The organism is Candidatus Albibeggiatoa sp. nov. BB20 (assembly GCA_016744725.1).
Lineage (GTDB): Bacteria > Pseudomonadota > Gammaproteobacteria > Beggiatoales > Beggiatoaceae > Albibeggiatoa.
In genome coordinates this window covers 1-24,746 of sequence record JADGDW010000054.1, presented here as the reverse complement: position 1 = coordinate 24,746, position 24,746 = coordinate 1, and the positions used below count along the sequence as shown (strand labels likewise).

Annotated in this window: 18 protein-coding genes and 1 pseudogene; 3 read left to right on the top strand and 16 right to left on the bottom strand. The window is 37.0% G+C overall.

What is annotated here, in order from left to right; genetic code table 11:
• The 9 genes from ABXH34_RS08080 to ABXH34_RS08040 form a co-directional block, all read right to left on the bottom strand.
• Positions 1-350 (bottom strand): rod shape-determining protein MreB (locus ABXH34_RS08080; RefSeq protein WP_353571363.1); only part of this gene is annotated, 350 nt, incomplete at its 3' end.
• A 317-nt stretch (positions 351-667) separates the two neighbouring features.
• Entirely contained in the window at positions 668-1,057 is a 390-nt protein-coding gene (locus tag ABXH34_RS08075; RefSeq protein ID WP_353571362.1) for a tautomerase family protein, read from the bottom strand.
• 63 nt (positions 1,058-1,120) lie between these two features.
• Entirely contained in the window at positions 1,121-2,674 is a 1,554-nt protein-coding gene (locus tag ABXH34_RS08070) for a methyltransferase regulatory domain-containing protein (protein WP_353571361.1), read from the bottom strand.
• Between the two features lie 401 nt (positions 2,675-3,075).
• Positions 3,076-4,173 (bottom strand): response regulator, encoded by a 1,098-nt coding sequence (locus ABXH34_RS08065; protein WP_353571360.1) that lies wholly within the window; start codon positions 4,171-4,173, stop codon positions 3,076-3,078.
• Positions 4,170-7,418 carry a PAS domain S-box protein gene (locus ABXH34_RS08060; RefSeq protein WP_353571359.1) on the bottom strand — a complete coding sequence of 1,083 codons (3,249 nt, stop codon included), beginning with the start codon at positions 7,416-7,418 and terminating at the stop codon, positions 4,170-4,172. The genes ABXH34_RS08065 and ABXH34_RS08060 overlap by 4 nt, the downstream gene beginning before the upstream one ends.
• 318 nt (positions 7,419-7,736) lie before the next feature.
• Positions 7,737-8,744, bottom strand: a complete 1,008-nt coding sequence (locus ABXH34_RS08055) for a DUF58 domain-containing protein (RefSeq protein ID WP_353571358.1) — start codon at positions 8,742-8,744, stop codon at positions 7,737-7,739.
• Between the two features lie 109 nt (positions 8,745-8,853).
• The gene (locus ABXH34_RS08050; RefSeq protein ID WP_353571357.1) at positions 8,854-10,149 is read right to left on the bottom strand and encodes a peptidylprolyl isomerase; all 1,296 of its coding nucleotides are present in this window, start codon (positions 10,147-10,149) and stop codon (positions 8,854-8,856) included.
• A gap of 108 nt (positions 10,150-10,257) precedes the next feature.
• Positions 10,258-10,419: a hypothetical protein gene (locus ABXH34_RS08045; protein WP_353571356.1), complete on the bottom strand. Its 162-nt coding sequence runs from the start codon at positions 10,417-10,419 to the stop codon at positions 10,258-10,260.
• A 247-nt stretch (positions 10,420-10,666) separates the two neighbouring features.
• Complete coding sequence (locus tag ABXH34_RS08040; RefSeq protein ID WP_353571355.1) at positions 10,667-11,563, bottom strand: phosphoribosylaminoimidazolesuccinocarboxamide synthase; 897 nt, start codon at positions 11,561-11,563, stop codon at positions 10,667-10,669.
• 197 nt (positions 11,564-11,760) lie between these two features.
• Here ABXH34_RS08040 and ABXH34_RS08035 point away from each other — a divergent pair, with 197 nt between their 5' ends.
• The 3 genes from ABXH34_RS08035 to ABXH34_RS08025 all read left to right on the top strand — a co-directional run bounded on the left by ABXH34_RS08035 (position 11,761) and on the right by ABXH34_RS08025 (position 16,306).
• A complete protein-coding gene (locus ABXH34_RS08035) occupies positions 11,761-12,135 on the top strand; it encodes an outer membrane protein assembly factor BamE (protein ID WP_353571354.1) in 375 nt (124 codons plus the stop codon).
• A 106-nt stretch (positions 12,136-12,241) separates the two neighbouring features.
• Complete coding sequence (locus ABXH34_RS08030; RefSeq protein WP_353571353.1) at positions 12,242-13,021, top strand: M48 family metallopeptidase; 780 nt, start codon at positions 12,242-12,244, stop codon at positions 13,019-13,021.
• 237 nt (positions 13,022-13,258) lie between these two features.
• Positions 13,259-16,306: an Eco57I restriction-modification methylase domain-containing protein gene (locus tag ABXH34_RS08025; RefSeq protein ID WP_353571352.1), complete on the top strand. Its 3,048-nt coding sequence runs from the start codon at positions 13,259-13,261 to the stop codon at positions 16,304-16,306.
• A 58-nt stretch (positions 16,307-16,364) separates the two neighbouring features.
• Here ABXH34_RS08025 and ABXH34_RS08020 read toward each other — a convergent pair whose 3' ends face one another.
• The 7 genes and pseudogenes from ABXH34_RS08020 to ABXH34_RS07990 all read right to left on the bottom strand — a co-directional run bounded on the left by ABXH34_RS08020 (position 16,365) and on the right by ABXH34_RS07990 (position 24,615).
• Entirely contained in the window at positions 16,365-17,675 is a 1,311-nt protein-coding gene (locus ABXH34_RS08020) for a TRAP transporter large permease (protein WP_353571351.1), read from the bottom strand.
• Positions 17,676-17,693: 18 nt separating this feature from the next.
• Entirely contained in the window at positions 17,694-18,692 is a 999-nt protein-coding gene (locus ABXH34_RS08015; protein WP_353571350.1) for a TRAP transporter substrate-binding protein, read from the bottom strand.
• A 112-nt stretch (positions 18,693-18,804) separates the two neighbouring features.
• Positions 18,805-19,296 carry a TRAP transporter small permease gene (locus tag ABXH34_RS08010; RefSeq protein WP_353571349.1) on the bottom strand — a complete coding sequence of 164 codons (492 nt, stop codon included), beginning with the start codon at positions 19,294-19,296 and terminating at the stop codon, positions 18,805-18,807.
• 188 nt (positions 19,297-19,484) lie between these two features.
• Positions 19,485-19,685, bottom strand: a pseudogene (locus ABXH34_RS08005) (DUF5615 family PIN-like protein); the annotation flags it as partial.
• A 148-nt stretch (positions 19,686-19,833) separates the two neighbouring features.
• Complete coding sequence (locus ABXH34_RS08000) at positions 19,834-20,058, bottom strand: DUF433 domain-containing protein (RefSeq protein WP_502710401.1); 225 nt, start codon at positions 20,056-20,058, stop codon at positions 19,834-19,836.
• A 25-nt stretch (positions 20,059-20,083) separates the two neighbouring features.
• Entirely contained in the window at positions 20,084-21,037 is a 954-nt protein-coding gene (locus tag ABXH34_RS07995; RefSeq protein WP_353571348.1) for a TRAP transporter substrate-binding protein, read from the bottom strand.
• A gap of 71 nt (positions 21,038-21,108) precedes the next feature.
• Complete coding sequence (locus tag ABXH34_RS07990; protein WP_353571347.1) at positions 21,109-24,615, bottom strand: ABC transporter substrate-binding protein; 3,507 nt, start codon at positions 24,613-24,615, stop codon at positions 21,109-21,111.
• Between the last annotated feature and the right edge of the window lie 131 nt (positions 24,616-24,746).

Below are 24,746 nucleotides of genomic sequence, written 5' to 3'. Positions count from 1 at the left end.
GTTTTTTCTAATTGGTGTATGACCATTCTGGGTGAAGGACGTGGAAACCTTGATGAGCAACCTTGATGAACTCCATACTGAAGAATTTTTTTAGCATAGGCAAAACTGGCAACAAAAGACCTTGAATGTAAAAATGGATTAATTATTTTAATATTCGCCCCCTCCATAGATTTAGCTTTTATTCCAACTTCATGTATGATTTCTTGACCATCCTTTATTTCCAGCGCAACCCATGGCGCATCTTCATAAACTGAGTCATCTGAATCTGAAAATAATTTAATTGTTACTTTATTTTCACTTAGCTCTACTAATAGATCATCTGGGAAAAAATATTGAATAAATGAAAACATAATAATCTGCCTCAGGGGTGGCATGGGACTATCGCAAAAGGCGCAATATTATTCAAATATTTTAAGGTTTTAGACACACTTATTCCACCCTGTATTTTCAATGCTTTTTTGCATTCTACATAACTTAAATTGAACGCACCCAAGCCTCCGAATTTCCTGAATTACGATCTATAACTGAACAACTCAAATTTGGCAATAAAGCCATTATCCCCTTTCATCATTTTTCTACTCAACATCTTGATTATCTGCAATCTTTGTATGAATTTGCTCAAAATTACAGCGTGAACTCATTTAAGCTAAATCTACAATCTAAAAAATTACACATTAATTTTATAGTTTAACTGTGCTTCATCCCCAGTGATACCGCGAAAACCCCAGCAATGAGCTGGCTGCTCTTTAATTGTAATTTCTACATCAATAGGCTGGATTTCAAGCTGTTGCTGAAAATGGCCAAATATTGTTTTAATAAGTTGCTTTTTTGTTTGTTCAGTACGACCTGCCATCATATTGATTTCAATCACTGTATAGCTATCAGTTCTGCCATTGGGATAATAAAAATCAGACTGATCCAAAGGAACAAATCGATGCGCACGTTTATCTTCTGGTAAACCCAAAACCGCTATCATGCACTGATGCAATACATCTGACATCGTTGCTTTAATTGGGTTTAGCTTGTAATCAATACCATAAATAACAATCATCATCATTCCCCAAAAAAGCCGATTTTCGTATACAAAATGAAAACCAGCCTTTTTTCAATATATTAAAAATTAACCGACTAACAGCGCATTTTTAGCCAGTGCTTCCAATGTTGTATTTAATGCTGCTTGGAATGTCTCACGTATTGCCGCCTCATTACTAACCCCTTCAACTGCAAACACGCCTTGTTTTTGCAAATCAAGCAAAATATCTAACAAATCAGCTTGGGTTTTTGTACCATCTAAATGAGGTAATAACTGCATTGTAATAATATCTAGCTCACCCGTTTTGCATTGCATATTAACCACATTTTTCCCGTTTTTAGCTTGCCAGCGGGCTAATGGTGGTGCAATAGGTTTTTCACTGATTTTAACAACACATTGAACTGGGTGTGTATGCAATTCAATTGATTCCATGCAATACAAATAATGTAATTCTTCAGCCAACCCATTTTTTAATTCCTGCAAATCAATAGAAGCTAAACTTTCAGGAGTCAAGTTAGAACACAATATATTAAACAACTGTTCAAAAGCAATGGCTTGAGGATGGGCATTAGTCAAAGTAATTAAAGCCGCTTTAACAAATTGATCGTCGACTTCAACTACTTCTTTGCTGGTATTCAATGAGAACGGTTTATTTTCGTGTACATAATCTGGCGTTAATTGTGGAATTTGGGCTGAAATGTAAAAGCGTGGCATCAATTCCCAATCCAACTCCCGATTAATAGGTACACCTTTTTGACATAGGACACTACTACGGAAATTACGATTATGGAAAAAGTCTAAATATTGTTCCCGTGAAAATATATCGCCTCGGAACATTTCTTCATACGATTCTAAGGTTTCATAATCTGTTGGTAAATAACGACGGAATTCGACATCAGTCACATATTCCAAACCCTTATTCTGAATCTTAGCTAAAAACTGGTGGAAGTAGTAAGGATGATTATGTTCTTCTAAGTATTCATGGCCAATATGGTCATCAGGTTGTTTAGCAACCAGAGCTGACATTTCATCTAACAATTTGCCATACACGCCATCTTTACTTTCGTTATGCTGTTTGACAAAGCTAACCACTGCACGGGCTTCGTTTACTTTATCACGGATATTAGTAACAGGCTCAGTGTGGAAAATCATCAAATCACGCACAACACGCTGCATATACCAACCAGGGTACACATTATAGCTGACGTAAACAATACCATTGGGTGTTAAATTCTGGTGACAGATATCTAAAATCTTTTCTTGCGTTTCAGGTGCAACCCATGAAAATGTACCATGTAATACAATATAATCAAATTTACCTAGTGCTGCCGCATCCATTGCATTGATGTCAGCGCAGTGCAATCTAACATTGGTCAAACCTGCACCATCAACCACCGCTTGTCCCATTTCAATTTGTTTAGGAGAAAAGTCTATACCGATACATTCAGCTTGAGGCATGGATTGAGCGATACCAATGATATTAGTGCCATCACCACAGCCTAAATCTAAGATACGGCTTTTTAAAACCAACGGCGGCTGTAAACCAAACAGAGTGGCATAGGTGGCTAAAGCTGAGGGCTGAAAGTCCCAACCTAAAATACCAGTGTAAGGCAATTCATCATACGCTGCAGGTGTTGTCATATTGGATTTCCAATTTGTAATAATTTTGTTGTTTGATTTTAATATAACTTGTTTCTATACGCTAGCAAGGAGAGGAGGTTAAGGTGGCAACTTGTTTGGTCAATACTTCAGATAGTTTTTATAACTGCTTGTTTTTTAATATATTTAAAACTCCCCGTCAAAACATAAAATGCTTTATTTTTCAAATGGTTACAATTTAAAGCTGTGGGGATTTTCAAAAACTGTCCGAAGTATTGTTGGTATAAGTATTAAAAATAGTGTTACATGATGCTGAATACTGCAAAATATCGTGCAAAAGGATAAGCGTTATTTTCTTATCACACTATTTCAGAGCCATCCTTATCGCCAAATAATGTCCCTTTGATAAACTGGGCTTTCTATCTTATGTTTTGATGCTCGGCTTATTCTTTATCCAAAGAGGGCAAGGTAAAATAAAATCGACTTCCTTGTTTTAATTCACTTTTAACACCGACCTCTCCACCCAACCTTTCCGCAATTTGCTGCACAATCGATAAGCCTAAGCCATGTCCATCCCCATCATGCAAACGAGTGAATGGTTTAAATAATTTAGCTTGCTCTTCTTCACTCAAGCCCCGTCCATTGTCTTTAATCCAAAACTCAGTCATGCCATTTTCTAAAGGGGTTGCACCCATTTGTAATTGAGGTGGATAACCGCCATATTTAATCGCATTACTAATGTAATTTGCCCAGATTTCATGAATCCAAGGCGCATAACCTAAAGCGGTAGGTAAACTTGAAGGACGGGTAATTTCGGCTTGATGTTCATCAATCATATACAACAACCGTTTTTGTATCACTTCATCAAGGATTTGATTCATATTAACCACATCAATATCGACTTTTTTATTTTGAGCAATACCCGCCATTAATAACAGTGCGTCCACAATATTCATCATTTGTTGCCCAGCTTGGGAAACCCAGCGCAATCGGCTCAGCGATTTAGCTTTGTTTATCTCTTGTGCCTGCTCATATTCATCCGCGACCATTTCTGTTAAATTAATTACTGCATTCAATGGATTTTTTAAATCATGTGCCACCATACGCGAAAAAGTTTCTAATTCAGCATTGCGTTGTACTAAAGTCGCTTGTAACTTATGCACCTCTAAATGTGCCGATACTCTGGCCAGTACTTCTTTATATTGAATCGGTTTAGTCACATAATCTGCTGCGCCCAATTCAAAGCCTTTTAATTTATTAATCGTATCGCTTAAGGCCGTCATAAAAATTACTGGGATTTTACACAAATCAGGGTTGGTTTTTAGAATACGACACACTTCAAACCCATCCATGTTAGGCATCATGACATCAAGTAAAATTAAAGCAGGTTTGGCGTATTCTGCGACTCGTAATGCTTGCTCGCCACTTTGGGCTAATAAAACGTCATAACCCGCGTCGCTTAACACTTCCAATAACACCCACATATTAGCTGGAATATCATCTACAATTAATATTTTGTCTTTGGTTACAGGCTGGATCATTGCAGGGTATCCTGATAATGGGTTGCAATTTGGTAAATATGGTCTAATTGTAATTGTTTGGCTAATTGATGGATATGTTGCGCTAATGATGCTAATTGTTTATCCGATTGCATCAGCTGAGCAAAGTTTAATATACCTTTGATATCACCCATCATGCTCAAATCATATAACTGGCGAATTTGCTGTGCTGATAAAGGGTAGTATTGGCTAATTAAACCCAACTCCAAATTCATATCAATATTTTGCATTTGCTCAGCTTCATTTTTCTGCATAATCCAGATTAAATCCAAAACATGCTTTAAACTGGCAAACACCGTTGTTTTATCATAGGGTTTGGTTAATACAGCTTGATAAGTCATTGGTATTTCGATATAAGATAAACTCTGCTCACTGGTGACAATTAAAGGAATTTTCTGCAATAAATTATCCTGAGATGAGGATGAATCTAACGGTAATTGCTTTAATAAATGGATGTCAATTAATAACACATCAGGTTTCTGGCTTAATTTATTATATAAAGTCTGGACTGAATCAGCCTCAAGTAAATTAAAATTCAGCGGTGATAAAAAGTTTTTTAAATGAATTCTATATTCCCACACAGTATCCGCAATCAATAATGTTTTTAAACTGCCTTGATAACCCATAATATCATTGTCTTGCAATGCTTCAGTGGTATGACTTTCTGGTAATGACATTGTGACGCAGAACTCTGTTCCTTGTCCCAACACGCTATTGACTTGTAAATCTGCATTGAGTAATTTAACTAAATTTTGGGTAATGGCTAAACCTAATCCCGCGCCTTCATTATGAGCATTACTCTCACCAACTTGTTGAAATGGCATGAATATTTTATCTATTTCCTCAGACGCAATCCCGATACCTGTATCTCTAATTTTAAATTGCACTTTATTATCTGAAATACGTAATAAAACCAAAGTAACACAACCATATTCAGGTGTGAATTTGACCGCATTGCTGAGTAAATTAATCAAAATTTGGCGTAACCGCTTCTCATCGCTGTACACCAAGTAGGGCGCATTTTCCAAAGGTTGATAAATAAATTCAATGCCTTTTTGCAACGCTCTGACTCGGAATAAATCCACCACATTTTTAATAAAACTTTCAAAATGGAAATCTTCTACATGTAGTTCCAATTTACCTGCTTCAACTTTAGATATATCCAAAATATCATCGATTAAATTCAACAAATATTCGCTGCTGTGTTGAATAATACTCAAACCTTCATACTGTTCAGGAGTTAAATTATTGGATTGAGATAAAATTTGGGTATAACCTAAAATTGCATTCAACGGCGTGCGTAGCTCATGGCTCATATTAGTCAGACAAATACTTTTGGCTCGATTGGCTTGTTCTGCAATTACTTTAGCCGCTTCTGCTTCTTGGGCACGTTTTTGATAAGTAATATCTTCTATATTTGCCCAAATAAAAGCACTGCCTTTATGTGTAATCAATAGACCAGACAGACGAACAGGAACAGGATGTCCATCTTTGTGTAAATAGGCTTTTTCATAAGGGCCAAAACGCCCCGTTTGTTTAAGTATAATTTGTTGTTTATGGGTAATAGGGTGATATTCTTCTGGGGTTAAATCCCAAAAAGTAACATTATTAACCATTTCCTCCACCTTATAACCTAAACTATGGGCAAAAGCGGTATTAACCTCAGAAAAAGTACCATTATCATCCATATTAATCAGCATCAAACCAATCGTTGATTCTTCAATCAAGGTACGCCGATATTGTTCACTTTCACGTAATACCACTTCCATTTGCTTGCGTTCCGTAATATCGGTGGCAATTTCTAAGCGTACAATACGTCCATCTGTCCAAGGAATGGCTCGATCCTGCATTAAATACCAATTTTTAGTATAAGGATTGCAATATTCCCAAGTGTACAAACCCGTTGGCTGACCTACTTGATTAATAAGCTTTTTATTAGTACAGAAATCACAGGGTTGGTCTTGGTTAGAGTAGAAGCTTTTCCAACAAATTTCACCTTCCACTTCCACTTTTTCCACCCCACGGGTGTGTTTAAGTGATTTATTCGCAAATAAGACCTCATAAGAATCCATATCAACCACACAAACCATGGCTTCTAAACTATTTAAAATGGTTTTTAGGCGTTCATGCGATTCATGTAATGCTTGACTACTTTGATTAACTTTAGCCGCAAGTTGTGAATTATATTCTGCCAATTGTCGTTGGGATTTTTTAATCGATTCTAAATAACGCACATATTGAACAAACAGCCATGTAATCAATAGAGTCAGAAAGCTACCACCTAAAAACAAGATTGCTTCTAACCAAGTTGATGGAATATGTACATTGTTGAGATTTGCAAAAACTTGCATTTCCCATATACGCCCAGCCACGGTTAAGCTTAAATGTTTATATATGAAATCATCATTGATTTGGCTCGGGTGCATTTGATGTACATAAATGGCTTTATCCTCAGTAGGAATTTTTAAACGAATCAGAATATCTTTTTTAGTCACATACTGTAAGGCACTATTCAGTAATTTTTGAATATCAAATACGCCCACAATAAAACCTTGTAAATATTGTTTGCGCTGCTGAGGTGTCTCAATATTTTGTTGGGCTTGGTAAACAGGTTGAATCAATAAAATAGTTTGCTGTGATGGGCGTGGCGGCTGATTTAATATCAGAGGTTCAGAAGCGTAAATCGCGCCTGTTTCATAGGCATATTTAAAGTTTTGCCATAAAGTCGTGTCAGAACTTAAATCCCAACCTGGGTTTAATAATGTGTTTTTTTGATCTGAAATAGTAAATAAAACAGGAAAGTATTGCGCTTTTTTGGCAACAGGAATCCGTTCATTTATTTGATTTTTATGCCATATTTGTTGATTGTTATCGGACTGTTTTAATCTGTGCTCATAATCTGAGCGTTCCGCATCAGTCACTTTAGGAATCCAATGCAAAGCCAATAGATTCTCGTGTTGTGCATAATGAATCGCATCAGCATAATTTTTAAAATCAGTATATTTCGCTTGAGGATAAGTACTAAAAAAAGCAGAATAGGCTGCTAAAATATGGAAATGCTGTTGTAGATTATGCCGAATTGAAATCACTTGTTGTTGGGTTGCTTCAGTAAATTCATGCTCTAGCCAAGCTTGCTGACGATGTTTCAATACAATATATCCCAACATGGACAGGCTAAACGCCAACATGAGGGTGAAGGCTGTTGCATATTTTTGATAACGCATCATATTTGTAACTGCCAACTCTCAGTACAAACAGGAAGGACATGACTTAACCTGTTCAAATAGAGTGTAAATGAATAGTATTTTCAAGCGTCAATCACGTTGACATTTTTTTTAGTATCTAAATAAAATCAAAGAATTGAAAGTTATAATATATTGTTTTTTCTGAAAATCATCTACAGTAATTTAGCGTGCTTCATGGTTAATATTTTTTTGCCTTAACAACAAAATATATAAGCTATAAAGTCTGCTGAAAAACGCTGATAGCTCTGTTTTAATCATACTTGCAGAGTTTATGACTCATTTAATTTCGTTGTTTTAGATTCATTTCTTGGTATTAGCTCCATATAAAGCTAATATTTTCAAGCACTTTTCTCGATGTTTTTTACCATAATCAGGTTTTATAGTGTGTTGTGGTAATTTTAGTCCATATTGTGCATTTTGACTGTCTGCAACCAATATCCAGAGACAGAGTTGTGACAGAGCAGCTTCAATATTTAAGTGCTGTACTTGCTCCCAGCTCAATAATAAATTAGTGCTGCTCGCGCCTCCAAATTGCTTGATATGCCAACCTTGACCTTTAGCAACCGCTTTCCAATCCACATGTTTTGGGGAATCCCCCATTTTGTAATCTCGATAGCCAATAAAATCATCGCCACCTTGACCAAGCTGCATAGAAGTAGTTTCGCCTTGGTTGTCATCTCGTGCACCTTTAGGCAATTGTCGTTGTCCTAATGGCGCGGGATAAACTAAGGTTGATGCATCTAAATAGATAAATCCCCACACATAAAATAAACCGAATGGAAAACAACTGGAAACCGTTAATGCTTCAAGCTGTAATTGACCGCGTTGTTTCGCAATAAAGGGAATGCTGATAATTATCCTTTGATCGGCTGGAATATCTGTTATCAAAATTATAGGGGCTTTATTACGACCTAAAGACCAATTGAGAAGAGAAGTAATATTTTTATAACCCAATGACCAATGCAAGGCATAGCGTGCCGCTTTATTGCGATTATCCACCCATAACTGAAACTGCACTTGCTCCCCAACAAATACCTGATTGGCCTTACCAATAGAAACGTTTAATCCATGCAACATATAATGCGCATGTAACATGGAAACCATCGCGGTACTGGCTAATAAAAAGGTCAGTAAAAACCCCATATTATTGTTATAGTTAATTGAACCCAACAACATGAGAAATAAAACCAATACAAACAAAAAACCATGTCGAGTCGGCAAAATATAAACTTGCTTACGGGTTAGTTGTACTGATTTTTTCGGTTGAGCAGGGTAATATTTTATAAATTTACGGAATTTTTTAAGCATGGGCTTGCTGAATCATCAATGACGTGCACAGGTTATAGATCAATCATTATAAGGTATCAACTCATTTAAATACTGACTCTAACAGATTCAAATGAGCTGGGATTCATTTTTAAGCGGCTGGCAAACGGTATTCAATATACGCTTCATCACGGATTTGGCGTAACCACATTTGCAGGCTTTCTTCAACTTTACGATTACGAATTTGCTGTGTTGCTTTATTACGTAAAGCTGCTTCAGTATTATCACGCTCACGACGCTCTTGGATTTGTAATAAATGCCAACCAAAGCGAGTTTTAAACGGCGGGCTTAATTCACCAATCGTCAATTCATTTAGTATTTCTTCAAATTCAGGTGGGAAGTCTCCGGGGTTTTTCCAGCCAATATTGCCGCCTTCACTGGCTGAAATCGTATCTTCTGAATAATTACGGGCTAATTGCGCAAAATCAGCGCCTGCATTTAAAATTTCATCACTTAAGTTAACTAATTTCTGTTGAGCATCAAAATCAGATACCAATTCAGTGGTTTTAATCAAAATATGTCTGGCGCGAGTTTGCGTCACTAAAAATTGTTCTGTGCCTCGTTTATCCGCCAATTTGATAATGTGAAAGCCATTGCTATCTTGTAATAATTTACTGATATTGCCCACAGACATTTCAGCCAAGGCAGGTACAAATAAAGAGGGAATTTCACCTGCTTTACGCCACCCTAAATTACCGCCATCAGTGGCTGTTTGACTATTAGAGTATTGCACTGCAATGGTTTGAAAATCGCTACCCACTTGTAATTGCTCTAAAATACCTTGTGCTTTAGCTCGACGGGTTTCCATTTCTTCAGGAGAGACGGCTTCAGGTAAAGCCAATAAAATGTGATAAAGCAAGTATTCATCTTGAGCATTGCCTTGCTGTACTTGATTGGCAAGAAAATTATCAATTTCATTTTGAGTTACATTAATGCGGCTAGTGACTTGGCGTTGACGCAACCGGCCGATGACCATATCTTCTCCAAGTTCTTGGCGAAACTGAGAAAAACTATAATTTTCATCCTGCTCAATCATTTCTTGAAAAGTCTGAATATCCATTCCATTTTGTGCGGCAATTTTACGCAAGGCTTCATTTAAACTATTGTCATCCGTAGTAACACCTGTGCGTTCAGCAATTTGTAATTGCAATAACTTTAAACTCATGCGGTCTAATACTTGGCGTTCAAAGTCAACACGTGGTGGTAATTGAACCCCTTTTTGAAGTAGCTTGTTTTCAACTAATTTAATTTCACGCTGCAAACTGCTATGGACGATTACATCATCATTGACGACGGCAACGATAAAATCTAGCACTTTAGTTTCAGCATCAACAGTAAAGTTCACACAAAGAGACAAAACAGTTGTAAACAGCAATTTCATTTTCATTCTGGATTTACCTGTGGTTTAACAAAATATTGCTTTTTAGGGCAGGCTAGAAAGATTTTATAAGATAGGGTAGATTCTAGTGGGTTTTCAAGTAGGAAACAATGTTTGTTAACGAAAGGTTTTTTTGCGTCGTTTGGGCTTATTTCTATCACCTGCTTGTTTATCAAAACGGTGCGAGAACCAAGTTGCAAACAAGGCAACAAGAAAAGCTGCAATGCTAATGATAAGTGCAACATAAATTTCTTGTAAACTGAATCCAAAAATATCCATAGTGTTATTACATGGGCATGTGCTAATTGGGGATAGAATGATTATTTTTTGTGCAACATATCTATATAACACCTGATATAATCACGTTGTTTATGGCATATCATTGATATATAGTCTTTTTATTCTAAGATGATACAGGACTGCCAGTCCTAATACCCAAAACGAAATCGACTATATCTCTAAAGCGATGCCAGATTTTTAGAAAAAGCTGGCAGTAATCAATCGCTATGGCTATAACACGCAATATTTAAGCTTTTGGCGTGGTTAAACGCTGTTCCGCTTCTTGATATTTTGCCGCCGTTTTTACAATAATATCTTCAGGCAATTCTGGTGCGGGTGGAGTTTTATCCCAATCTAGGGTTTCTAAATAATCGCGTACAAATTGTTTATCAAAACTAGGCGGGCTGATACCCACTTGATACTGGTCTGTCGGCCAAAATCGTGATGAATCAGGCGTAAGCACTTCATCAATCAAATATAGTGTACCTTCATCATCCGTACCAAATTCAAATTTAGTATCCGCAATGATAATACCGCGTTCAGCAGCATAATCTCGTGCCCAAGTGTAAATTTCTAAGCTCACTTGTTTCACTTGATTAGCTAATGATTCACCGATTAAATCAACAGTTTTTGCAAAATCAATGTTTTCATCATGCAAACCTTGCTCGGCTTTAGTCGATGGCGTGAAAATAGGCTGCTCTAATTTTGACGCTAATTGCAAACCTTGAGGAATATCGATTCCACAAATTTGCCCTGTTTTTTGATAATCTTTCCAGCCAGAACCTGCAATGTATCCACGCACAATGGCTTCAACAGGCAACGGGTTTAATTTGCGCACAATCACCGCTCGGCCTTCAACTTGCTGACGTTCTTCTGCATTGGGCAATATATCTTCTAAACTGATCTCATCAACCAAATGATTTTGAATCAATTTGCTAGAAAAATTAAACCAGAAATTAGACACTGTAGTGAGAATTTTGCCTTTATTTGGAATCGGTGTGGGCAAAATCACATCAAAAGCAGAAATTCTATCACTAGCAACAATTAATGTATATTTGTCATCAATTGCATAAATATCACGTACTTTGCCACGTTGCACCAACGGCAAACTACTGAGTTTGGATTCAAATAAGGGATCGGACATAATGGTAATATAATCAAATAAAAGCGGGTTTATGGGAGCTAAATTCAATTTTACGTGATTATGAAACTATTGCAATAGAAAGCCTGTAATTATTGCGCTGGGTATATTATTAATATCTGTTGCTAAAATCAAAAATCGAAAAATCCTACATTGTAGGGTATTATAAGAGCAGTTTGTGTGACTCAATGGGTAATCTCATGCAGAAGTTTATTCTCGTTTTTATTTTCAGTTTATTAGTATCAAATTGTAGCCTATATAAAATTGATGTGCAGCAAGGCAATGTGATAACGCAAGAAATGTTAGATCAATTGGAACAAGGCATGTCGGCACGTAAAGTGCGTTTCATTATGGGTACACCGTTGCTGCAAGATGCATTTCACCAAAATCGTTGGGATTATTTGTTTAGTTTTCAGGAAGGAAATTCAGGTAAACGCCAGCAACAAGTGATTAGTTTATTTTTTGATGATGAATCACAACTCACGGGGGTTAAAGGTAATGTTGAAGCAGGTCAAGCTAAACCAGACACAACAATACCCACTATAGACCCTCAAGATACACAACCTATTCTATAAAATTAGAAGAAAAACAATGCTTATTTGGATGCTGCTAGCGTTTCATCCAATTTAATGCGTTTTTCATCTATAATCAGATTAAAATCACTTAACTATAGGTCTTGTTATGTGGAAAAAAGTAAATCTTATTACGATTATCTTACTCCTAGTCAGTTGTGCTACGACACCACTAGGGCGTAAGCAATTGGCATTTATGCCAACTGACCAAATGGATGTCATGGGGGTTCAAGCGTTTCAAACAATTAAAGAGGAAACACCTGCTGCACCAAACTCCAAAGTTAATTTATATGTTCAATGTGTTACTAATACGTTGCTGAATACATTACAAGATTCAGAGGGTTGGGAAATTGTGGTGTTTGACGATGCAGCGGTAAATGCGTTTGCATTACCAGGGCGTAAAATTGGCGTTTATACTGGATTGCTTGATGTTGCTGAAAACCAGCATCAATTAGCGGCGGTGATAGGGCATGAAATTGCTCATGTTTTATCTAATCATGGTAATGAACGAGTTTCTCAACAAATGGTGGTGCAGACAGGAATGGAGTTAGCGCAAGTTATTTTTTCTAATCCTGAGTCTGCAACTGCACAAACCGTATTGGGAGCATTAGGTTTAGGCGCACAATTTGGCGTGATACTGCCTTTTAGCCGCAAACATGAAAGCGAAGCTGATGAACTGGGTTTGCAAATTATGGCGCGAGCGGGTTTCCAGCCTCAAGAATCGGTTAATTTATGGGTTAATATGGGTAAAAATAGTGAAGGTGCGCCGCCTGAATTCATGTCGACACATCCATCACATGAAACCCGAATCAACGATTTGCAAAGCCAAATGCACTATGCTGAGCAGTTATATCAACAAGCTGAATCCCATCCAGACTGTCGTCGTTAACCATCCTATTATCATACATTCTGCGCATTGCGTAGGATGTGTGAATCCCATCTTGCATTTCACTTAATTCATTGTCAATGACTATCGTTTTGTAACATTGCAAACTAAAAAATCCGCGTTCTCACCTTAAAAAATAATGCTAAAATTGCGTATAACTATAAGATTTATCTGATGAATACGGCAAGAACCAACTCAATCCTAAAACAAATTTTCAGTTGACCTAACAGGAAATAAACCATGTCTATTTTTCAGAAATCGGTATTACAAAATCATTTAAATCAACTTGATGAGGAACAGCTTGATATTGCGTTTAGTCACTTTAAACAACTTTATAGTCCAGAGCGAATTGAAAATATAAAAACCTCAAAAGAAGAAGAGTATCAAGCGGGATTTATGCGCGATATTTTTGTAGACATATTTGGATATATTTTAAAGCCTGATGTCGATTTTAACTTACAGCTAGAATTTAAGAATCAAACCGTCAAGAAAAAAGATAACCGTAAAACCGATAGTGCCATTATCCGCAACGGAACAGCGATTGCCGTCATTGAATTAAAGTCAACAAATACTAAAGATTTAGATACTGTCACTAAGCAAGCTTTTAGCTATAAAAATCATCAAGCTAACTGCCTATACGTCATTACTTCTAATTTTCAAAAGTTACGGTTTTACATTGAACATGCCAATGAATATGAGGAATTTGATCTTTTTACATTAAATAAAGCCGATTTTGCCGTTTTATATTTGATTTTACATAGCCAGTATTTATTACAAGATATACCGCTTAGTTTGAAACAAGAAACCAAACATCATGAGGAGCAAATTTCCAAACAATTTTATCAAGATTATTCAAAGCTTAAACAACAGATTTTCAGCCAATTTTGTAAACATAATTCACAATTTGAGACCTTAGTTTTATTTCAAAAATCGCAGAAATTTTTAGATAGATTATTATTTGTATTGTTTGCTGAGGATATTGGTTTAATTGCACCGAATTCCGCTGAAAATGAGATTGTTTACTGGCAACAAATAATAGATTTAGGTGTATCTGATAGCTTGTACAATCGCTTAAATAATTTCTTTGCTTACCTAAATAGTGGTTTTAAATCCAACGTTTATGATGTTCCACAATACAATGGCGGACTATTTTCCCCTGATGTAATACTAAATCAATTAGTGATTGACGATACTGTATTACAGAAAGGGATACTTCAATTAGCAAAATATGATTTTAGCAGTGAATTAGATGTCAATATTTTAGGGCGTATTTTTGAACATTCACTAAATGAACTTGAAGAGGTAAAAGCCCATATTGCAGGGGTTAAGGTGGATAAAAAAGCCACTAAACGTAAGAAAGATGGGATTTTTTACACTCCTCAATATATTACAGAATATATGATAGAACAGGCTTTAGGCACATTATGCAATGAAAAGCGTATTGAATTAAGTTTACTCAATATTGAATTTGATCGTTCTTATCGTACTAAAACGGGCAAGCTTTCCAAAAAAGGTGAGAAATTATTCACAAATTTACAGACTTATAAGGCATGGCTATTAGAACTAAAAGTGTTAGACCCTGCTTGTGGTTCAGGGGCATTTTTGAATCAAGCGTTAAATTTCCTAATTGCTGAACATCAAAAAATTGATAAGATTATTGAGGATTTGACCCATTCATTGCCAAAGCTATTTGATACAGACAAAATAATTTTAGAAAATAATATTTATGGGGTAGATATTAACGAAGAAAGTGTTGAAATTGCAAAGCTTTCTCTATGGCTACGCACCGCAAAAAAAGGCCGTAAATTGTCTAATTTAAATAATAATATCAAATGCGGTCATTCATTAATTGATGATAAAGATGTGGCTGCACATAAAGCCTTTAACTGGTCAGAAGAATTTCCAGACATTATGCAAAAAGGTGGTTTTGATGTGATTATTGGGAATCCACCCTATGGCGTGAATTTTAATCAACTTGAGAAAGCTTATTTAAAACAATTTGATAAACTCGTGCCTGATTATGAAATTTATATTTACTTTATTTCACTGGCGATACAAAAACTATTAAAACCAACAGGATATTTATTTTATATTATTCCTAACACCTTTCTATCTATTTTATATGGACAGAAATATCGGCAAATGTTGAGTGAACATTATAATATTCCACATATTGTTGATTTATCAAAAGATGATGTGTTTATTGAGGCTCAAGTGCGCACCTGTTTATTTGCTCTACGTCATCAAACCATGAAGCAATCATATACACAATTTACCCAAGTTGATCCACAGCATAAAACTTTTGCCACTGAAACCATAAGTTTGAAACAGTCTGTACTTAGCGACAATACAGAAAATTGGTTAAGTTTGCCTTTTAGCATTCATAAACAAAAATTGATTCAAAAACTCAATAAACACTCAAAACTAACACAATTATTCCAAGTGTCTCAAGGCTTAATTCCTTATGATAAATATCGTGGGCACAGTGAGGAAATGATTAAAAATAGAACGTTTCATGCAAAATATCAAAAAGATCAAACTTATCGCAAAGAATTAAAAGGCAGTGATATTACACGTTATCAGCTTGAGTGGAATGGTGAATTATGGATTAGTTACGGAAGTTGGCTAGCTGCACCACGAGAGCCTAAGTTTTTTACCCAAGAAAGAGTATTGATTCGGGAAATTACTAGCAACTACCTATTTTGTACTTATAGCTTGGAGGAATATTATAATTCTCCTTCAATTATTAATATTGTACAAGATAAAAACAGCTTAAATTTAAAATACTTACTGACTATCCTCAATTCTAAATTAATTGGCTGGTATCACAATGCGGTGTCTCCTAAAGCCAGAAAAGGTTTGTTTCCTAAAATATTAGTCAATGATGTGAGAAATTTACCTATTCGAACAATTTCCAATACACAGCAATACGCTTTTATTGAAAAAGCAGAGTACATGCTGTTGCTACATCAAACTCTACAAAATAAGAAAAATAAGTTTATCAATCGGCTCAACAGTAATTTTGAGCTTAAGAAGATGACTAAAAAATTAAGCCGTTTCTATGATTTTGATTTTAAAATGCTGCTGGATGAATTGAAAAAACAGAAAATTAAATTAACGCTGGTGCAGCAAGATGAGTGGGAAGACTATTTCACTGATTACAAAATAGCGATAAGTCAAGTCCAAATTCAAATTCACGCCGCAGACCAACAAATTGACCAAATGATTTATCAACTTTATGGTTTGACTCAAGATGAAATCGAGTTAGTCGAACAGCAGCCTTGTTAAAAAAGACATGCTGTCATCATGCACTTTAGAGAGACAAAAAGTGCATGATGAGAATAACTTATTTACGAATTGTGGCTTGTTCTGGTAACCAAGTGACAATTTCAGGATAGACGACAATTAAGATAATCGCGGTCAATAATAATAAGAAAAACGGTAATGCTGCTCGGGCAAGGTAAAATATATTGTGCCCTGTCAGTCCTTGCAGCACGAATAAATTAAATCCAACGGGTGGCGTAATCTGTGACATTTCAACCACAATCACCACATAAACCCCAAACCATAATAGATCAATTCCTGCTTGTTGCACCATTGGCAAAATCACAGACGTGGTTAAAACCACAATTGAAATCCCATCTAAGAAAAAGCCTAACACGATAAAAAATAAAGTTAAAACAAAAATTAATCCGTAATAACTTAGGCTTAAGCTATCAATCCATTCTGCTAGCATAATCGGAATTCGGGTAAAGCCCATCATCACCGTTAAAAATGCAGCTCCGACCAAAATGAAACCAATCATACAAGAGGTTTTAGTCGCACCCATCAAACTGTCGCTAAAGGTTTTCCAACTGAGTGAACCCGAAAGCAATGACAACAATAAAGCACCCACAACACCGAGTGCAGCGGCTTCCGTAGGAGTGGCAAAACCATTATATAAAGAACCTAATACGCCTGCGATGAGTAACATGACAGGGATTAAATTACCTGATAATTTCACTTTTTCTATAAATGGTAGATGTTGGGTATCTTCTTCTGGTACGTCGTCAGGATATAAAAGTGCGTGAACAATAATGTAACCCATAAACAAGATGACAAGTAATGCACCAGGAATCACACCTGCTATAAATAAACGTGCAATCGAAACTTCAGCAGAAATACCATAAACGATGAAAATAATCGAAGGTGGAATTAAAAAGCCCAAAGTGGCAGAGCCCGCCAAACTACCCACGCTTAATCTTTCGTTATAACCTCGGCTACGTAATTCAGGCAATGACATTTTACCAATCGTCGCTGCGGTGGCTGCTGATGAACCTGAAACGGCGGCAAATACCGCTGAGCCTACAATATTGACATGGACTAAACGTCCCGGTAAATAGGCTAGCCAAGGGGATAAGCCTTTAAATAAATCTTGCGATAAACGGGTGCGGAATAAAATCTCACCCATCCAAATAAACAAAGGTAGCGCGGTTAATGTCCATGATGCACTAGTGCCCCATGAGGTTGTAGCCATGATCGAACCCACAGACACACTGGTAAATAATGATAATCCTAAAATGCCGACACTGAGTAGAGCAATAGCGACCCAAATACCTGAAAGTAATAAAGTAAATAAAAAAATAATTAATATCAAAGAGGACAGTAATGGGTCCATACGTCATTAATCCTTTAGTCAATGCGAATTGTGTGAAATGAGTTGCTGTTGCGCATCATTATAGGTTTCTAAGATTTTTTTACCTAATTCACCGGCGTTTTGTTCCCATTCCTGCGCCATCATCTGCCGAATATGCGTTAACTCATCGTTGAGCTTTTTGCTTGGCTTCATCACTTGAATGCCATTATCCATTAAAATTTTGGTTTTCTCAGCGGTTTCTTTTTCACTCATTTTCCAACCACGTTGCTCGGCTTGTTGTGCCGCTTGTAATAAACTGGCTTGCATCTTCGGTGGTAAAGCGTCAAAAGCTTTTTTATTCACAAATACCATATTTTTAGGAATCCATGCTTGGAAATCATAATAGTGAGTCACGTAATCCCATGATTGGCTGCTCACACCTGTTGAAGGCGAAGTCATCATTGCATCAATCACGCCTGTACTAAAAGCTTGGGCAATTTCAGGTGTTTCAACCGTCGTCGGAATACCTCCCATCAATTGTACCAATCGAGACAGCATTGCATTGTAAGCGCGAATTTTTAAGCCTTGAATATCATCTAAGTCATTAATTTCGCGTTTAACATACAGACCTTGTGGCGGCCATGGCACAGCGTAAAGTAATTTCAAACCTTGTGCGGCTAATATTTTTTCAATTTCCAGCCGCGAAATCTGCCATAATTTTTGTGCCTGTTCATAATTAGTGGCTAATAAAGGTAAAACATCCATTTGGAATAATGGGTTTTCATTACCTAATAGAGAAATGAGGACTTCACCAATCGGAACTTGTGCACTGCGTACTGCGCGTTTAATTTCGGGGTGTTTAAATACAGATGCACCCGAATGAACATGAATGACAAATTTACCTTCGGTTAGGGTTTCAACCTCTTCAACAAAATGTAAAATATTTTTGGTATGAAATACGCCTTCAGAATAAGGTGTTGGCATGTGCCATTCAATGGTATCAGACTGCTGGGTACAGCCTACAAATAGTAGTAAAAAGCTGAGGAACAACTTTTTCATGTCTCCACCTTATCGTGTCATTAAACTGTCGCTGAAACATGCAAGGTATACACCGATGTTGGGTATATACATTTTAAGCCTATAGACTGCTTACTCTAAAGGCCTAAACACTTTAATGCTGAGTATCTTTATAACTCAACGCTTTACCTTGCAGTGCATGAATTAATTCTTCAATAAATGCTAAACATAAGATAGTCATACCTATCGCCAGACTACTTTGAGGAATCCATAATGGCATCGGAATATGACCTTGAGACACTTCACCATATTGATAGGTTTGCCAAACCATTAAGGTTAAATAATAAGCAAAATAACCTGTTAATAAGCTTGCAACCGCTAAAGTGAATGCTTCTAATAAACGAGAATAAGTCTGAGGCAAATGATTAATAATCATGGTGACACGAATGTGACCACCTTCACGTAAAGTATAAGCCAAGGCTAAAAATGTTGAGCCTGCCATACAATAACCCGCAATTTCATTAGCATCAGGTACAATTTGTCCAATAAAACGTGCCACAATTTGCGCAATGATAAGCAATGCAATACAAACTAGTAAAACAGCGGCCATTACACCGCTTAATTTATAAAGCCAATCCAATTTCATTTGTTTCTCCTTAGACTGATGGGGTCAACAATATCACTTTAAGTAATTACACTATCTTTCATACACCTAAAAACAGGAGTTGGTTTATGCTTCACACCGTTTGAGCTTTTAAAGAATCATGATTGTCCTGTGACAAAGTAGTGCTCACTGAATATCAAGTGGCTATTGGCAAAACAAGTTTTTCTTTTCTAATCTCTAATTTCAATAATGCCGCAATTAGCTTCATGAACAAATGTTTGTATTTTAATATTATTTTTTCTCATAATATTTTCTATTACTTTTAGCTTGCAATTACCAACACGTAACCAAACGATATGTGGAGGATAGCCATTCAATATTAAAATCTCATTAAAATCAGCATCTTGAGTCACAATAGTGTAACTATTTTGCTTAGCAAACTGTCATATTTCAATATCTTCTATTTGTCCATCAGCTTGTTGATAGCGTTGTGAAACATGTATGGCATTTGGATAAATATCAGCAAGGCGCTAAGGCACTGGCAAAGCTTATAAGATAAATTTTCATCAAAGAGCAATTTTACGCATATATTGCCACATTGTGTTCTTTATCAGCAGCATAAGCTAAGCAAGCTAAAATGTCATTTTGGGTCAATTGAGGAAAATCATCTACAATTTCTTCAGTTGTCATACCACAAGCTAACGTGCGTAACACATCATATACAGTTATTCTCAAGTTACGAATGCAAGGTTGACCTGAGCGTTTTCCAGCTTGTATTGTTATATATTTTTTATAATCAATCATAAATATGCCTTTTAGTCAGCCACTATTATTCGCCTTCCATCGCCTTCAGTACTATTGCACCTGTTTTACCTGCTACAGCTTCCCATTCTGCTGCCATTTGAATCCGAATCTCATCTAAGCTATTCTGAAATTCAATCGTTGGCTTTAATACAAACATACCATTTTTAGACAAAGTGCGGGTTTTTTCTGCGGTTTCTTTTTCACTCATCGCCCAACCACGCTCTTCTGCATGACGTGCTGCAGCCAATAACGCATTTTGCATATCAGGGCTTAATCTATCAAATGCGCGTTTATTCACAAACACCATATTTTTGGGAATCCACGCTTGAATATCATAATAATGCGAAACAAAATCCCAACATTGACTACTCACACCTGTCGATGGTGATGTAATCATTGCATTAATTAAGCCTGTGCTAAATGCCTGTGGAATTTCAGGAGATTGCACTGTTGAGGGATTCCCTCCCAATAGCTCAACTAAACGTGATAATAGGGCATTATAAACCCGAATTTTCGCGCCTTGCATATCACCCATAACTGCAATAGGTTTGTTCGTATATAAACCTTGTGGTGGCCAAGGCACAGCATAGAGCAGCTTTAAGCCTTGTTTATCCAATAATGCTTCAATTTCTGGGCGCGAAACCTGCCATAATTTACGAGCTTGGTCATAGCTGGTTGCTAACAGGGGTAATGAATCTACTTGAAATAAAGGGTCTTCATTGCCAAGCAAAGAGATTAAAATTTCACCAATAGGAACTTGTCCACTCCGTACAGCTCGTTTGATTTCAGGATGTTTATACAATGCCGCACCAGAATGTACTTGAATTTGCAACTTATATTGTGTCAGTTGCTTCACTTCCTCAGCAAATTGATGGATATTTTGAGTGTGGAAAACCGCATCAGAATAAGGTGTAGGCATATCCCAAGTGATGGTTGATAAACCGGCTTGATCATCAGGCTCAGAGCCCCCACAACTCATGAGAAGGGATGCTATCCATGCTAATGCTAAAAGCTTAATTAATTTCACTCTTGCTCTCCCAATTTGGAGCTTTAACTTTTACTGCGCAATCCAAAGAAGTTTTCAATTCTATCGAGCAGTTTTTTATATGCCGCTTCTTCTTCAACATTGTCATGATGTTCAGTGTGCATTTGTGATTGTGTCATCATTTGACGTTGTGTCAAGACTTTAGTCACTAATGCCCGCACATCTGGCTCATTTTCAAGTAATGGCTTGATGTCTTCTTTGGTAATTTCAAATAAATAAGTACTGGTTAAAGCAATGATGGTGGCAGCGCGGTCTTCCCCAGTGAGTAATGCCATCTCACCAAAGAATTCACCTGCGCCTAAACGCGCCACCTCAATTGACTCACCCTCAGGGGTTTGAACTCGAACGCCTACTACACCTTCTACAATAATAAATAAGGAATTACCCTCATCACCTTGACGAACGATAATATCTCCTTCGCTAAAGCGATGTTTGTGCATACAATCACTTAAGTAATTCTTCGCTTTGTCAGAAAATGGTCTAAAAAGCGTCACCTCTTGAAGTAGTGTAATAGGTTTCGTCGCCGCCTCCTCCCCCCTTTCTTTTACCCCTTTGAATAAATGTATTTCCTGTCGCTGGATGGCAGGTGCAATACCTGCTCGATTCAGGTGAATCCATATTCGTAGCCATACCGCCTCCTCATGCAGCAGTCTCCAAGCATAGTCACGTACCACGAAATACACTAAGTAATCAGCAGCCCAATCACTTAATCCACGGAATATAATAAAGGGTTCTGGCGTTTTTAATACGACCTCAGTTGATAAAACCGCATCACGAATAATTTTGCGTACTCGTTCTGGGTGGTGGGAAGGATGAACATGCACGATAAAGCGCAACCAAAAAGTATCATCAGGATAATCATAGTTATGAATGGTTGATTCAGCCGCCATACTATTAGGGATACTCAGAATACAACCCATACGAGTAATAATCCGCGTTGTCCGCCACGTAATATCAACCACTTTGCCTTCTTCAAATTCGCCAATTTGTACCCAGTCACCAACTCTGAAAGGATGCTCAATATTAATCGCCATACCTGAGAAGATATTAGAAATATTGATCTGAATCGCCAAACCAATAATCATCGCAATCACACCAGAAGTGGCAAGTAAGCTTGTTAATTTCTGGTCATAAACAAATGCCACAATCGCTAAGGCGGTCAGCATATAAATTGAAAATGAGACGAAACGCCGCCCAATCCGTGGAATTGCACGCCCAGTTCGTTCTTCTACAGGTGTCCATAAGAAGCGTTCTACCGCTAAATGCAGCAAAATTGCAGGAATAATCCACCACAGTATGTCATAGATTTTAATCAGCACCGTAAGGTCACGGAAAATATTCTCTTCAACCACCCAACTGAGCAATACAACTTCACTCGACATGAGTAGTAGAAATGAGAATAGGGCTTGAAATATCCAAATCGTTTTGGAGAAATATTTAAACGCGGTACGTCGAAAACCCAGCAATAAAATCACAATACTGCTGAGCAGCAAAACATTATCCGCAGTGCCACGAGAAATTGAACGACGCAAAGTGAAGGTGTTATTGACAATTTGCACCCCCATATTAAACTGGGAAAATTCAATTGCACCACCGACAATATTTAAATATTGCAAACTACCTAACGCATTCTCTTTAATCGTTTTTTGGAAAAACCATAAGCGATTTAAAGACCAATCTAATGAGGTGCTAAATACTTTAGATTGACGTAATTTATTCAGCGATTCTTCTTCATCACCCATACCCACATAATCCGTCACATAAATTAAATTATTGCGGGTTAAATCACGGTGGCGAAAGCTGACACCCAGCACATGTTCACGTAAGGCGTAAGGTCGTTGTAAAAAGTCGATTTTGAAGGGTTCTTTAATTCGGTAAAGGCGATGCTGCATATCACCAATTTTTTCAATATTAATCGGACGATAAAAACGGTAAGTCATCTGCTGGTCATTTTCTTTTTCATTACTAAAAACGGGCAATTTGACATCGTCTTCATCCATATCCGCCGAACTTAATAAATGAATTGAATTCACTGCATTAACAAAATCAAGTTCTTCAGGATGAATATCTTCCCCACGATAGCGTAGCCAAACATAAAAATCTAACTTAGCCTCTCTATTTCGCAAGTCTAAATCATGTATTTCATTGATCTTAACCCCAACATAAACCACATTAGTTTTATATAAATACTTATTATCAATGGTGAGTATATGTCCCTCTTGCACCGCTTTTTCTAAGTCTACAATTTCATTAGGATTACGTACATCTTGCAACTGTACTAACGCAGATACGATACGGTTATTTTTATACGTACCAACAGCAACAGGTTTTTGTGCATCGCCATATTCATCAAAATAGTTAAACCCCGTCGTACCTTCAATTGCTTGCCCAGAGTTATCCATATTCTCTAAGAACGAACGAATTTTACTCCGATCATCACGGATTGTCTCAGGCTTACCATAGACATTAGTTTGTTTAATTGCCTCCATAATCACCATTGCGGCATCATAGGCAAAAGGCACGCGCAAATTAGCTTCTTCTGTATATTCAGTCTTGTAGGCGTCTTTGAATTCTTGGGCTTTTTCGTTTGCAGTATCGTAAATAAGCGGGGTTGTAATATAAATACCATCAGTATAGTAGCCTGGGTTTTTCTTTTCTTCAGGCATGTCTTTGAAAGTATTTAGGAAAGTCTTGGAGTCAAATGCAGCAGGAACGATAATAGGAAATTTAAGCCCTGCATCTTTAAGGCGAGAAACCAGTTTTGCACCATTGCCAGCAAATGTAGCTAAGAAGATAAAACCTACTTCCTTTTCTGTTTTGGTTTTTAACTCATCAACAATTTCATCTAAGCGTTCATCTAAGTCAGGTGCTGTCCTAGAAAATTCATAGCTGTAAGGAACAGTACCACCTAAATTAGTCAAAGTTTCTTCAAGCACACGAGCTAAATCTTTACCATAAGTATTATCATGATGAATGACACTGACAACATTTTGCTTTAATACTTTTTGCAGATAGTTCGCTATATAACGCCCTTGCAAATCATCATTGAAAATCGTGCGGAAATACCAGTCTTTTTCTTCCGTGACTTTAACGTTAGTAGAACCTGGGGTAATGGCAGGAATGCCACTGCGTTGATAGACTTCACCTGCCGCAATAGAACAGGAACTATAGTAATGCCCAACAACCGCAACTGCTTGGTTCGCCTCTACAATTTCTCGAGCTGCTTTTTTTGCTAATTCAGGTTTATTTTGATCGTCGTAAACATCAAGTATGATATATTTGCCATTGACACCGCCTTCATCACTTTCATTAAGTTGCTTAATGTAAAGCTCGACACCCTGCTTTAAAGCCAAACCTTCGTCCGCACCCGAACCTGTAAGAGGACCTACAAATGCAATATGTATTTCATCATCTGGTGCTAGTACTTCTTCGCTGTTTTTATAGCCAAACCACAGCAGAATGGATAAAAAGAGTATACCTAGCAGTAATGGTCTTAGTGATTCAATATTCATGTTCTCGTGTAGCCCAGCCTGTATTCAGACTGACTATAGGGAAGCAAGTGATTATACCCAACGGCACATTATCATCGTTCTTATTATATTGTACTTTAACGCACGTATTGTAGCTTATATTAACGTGTTTT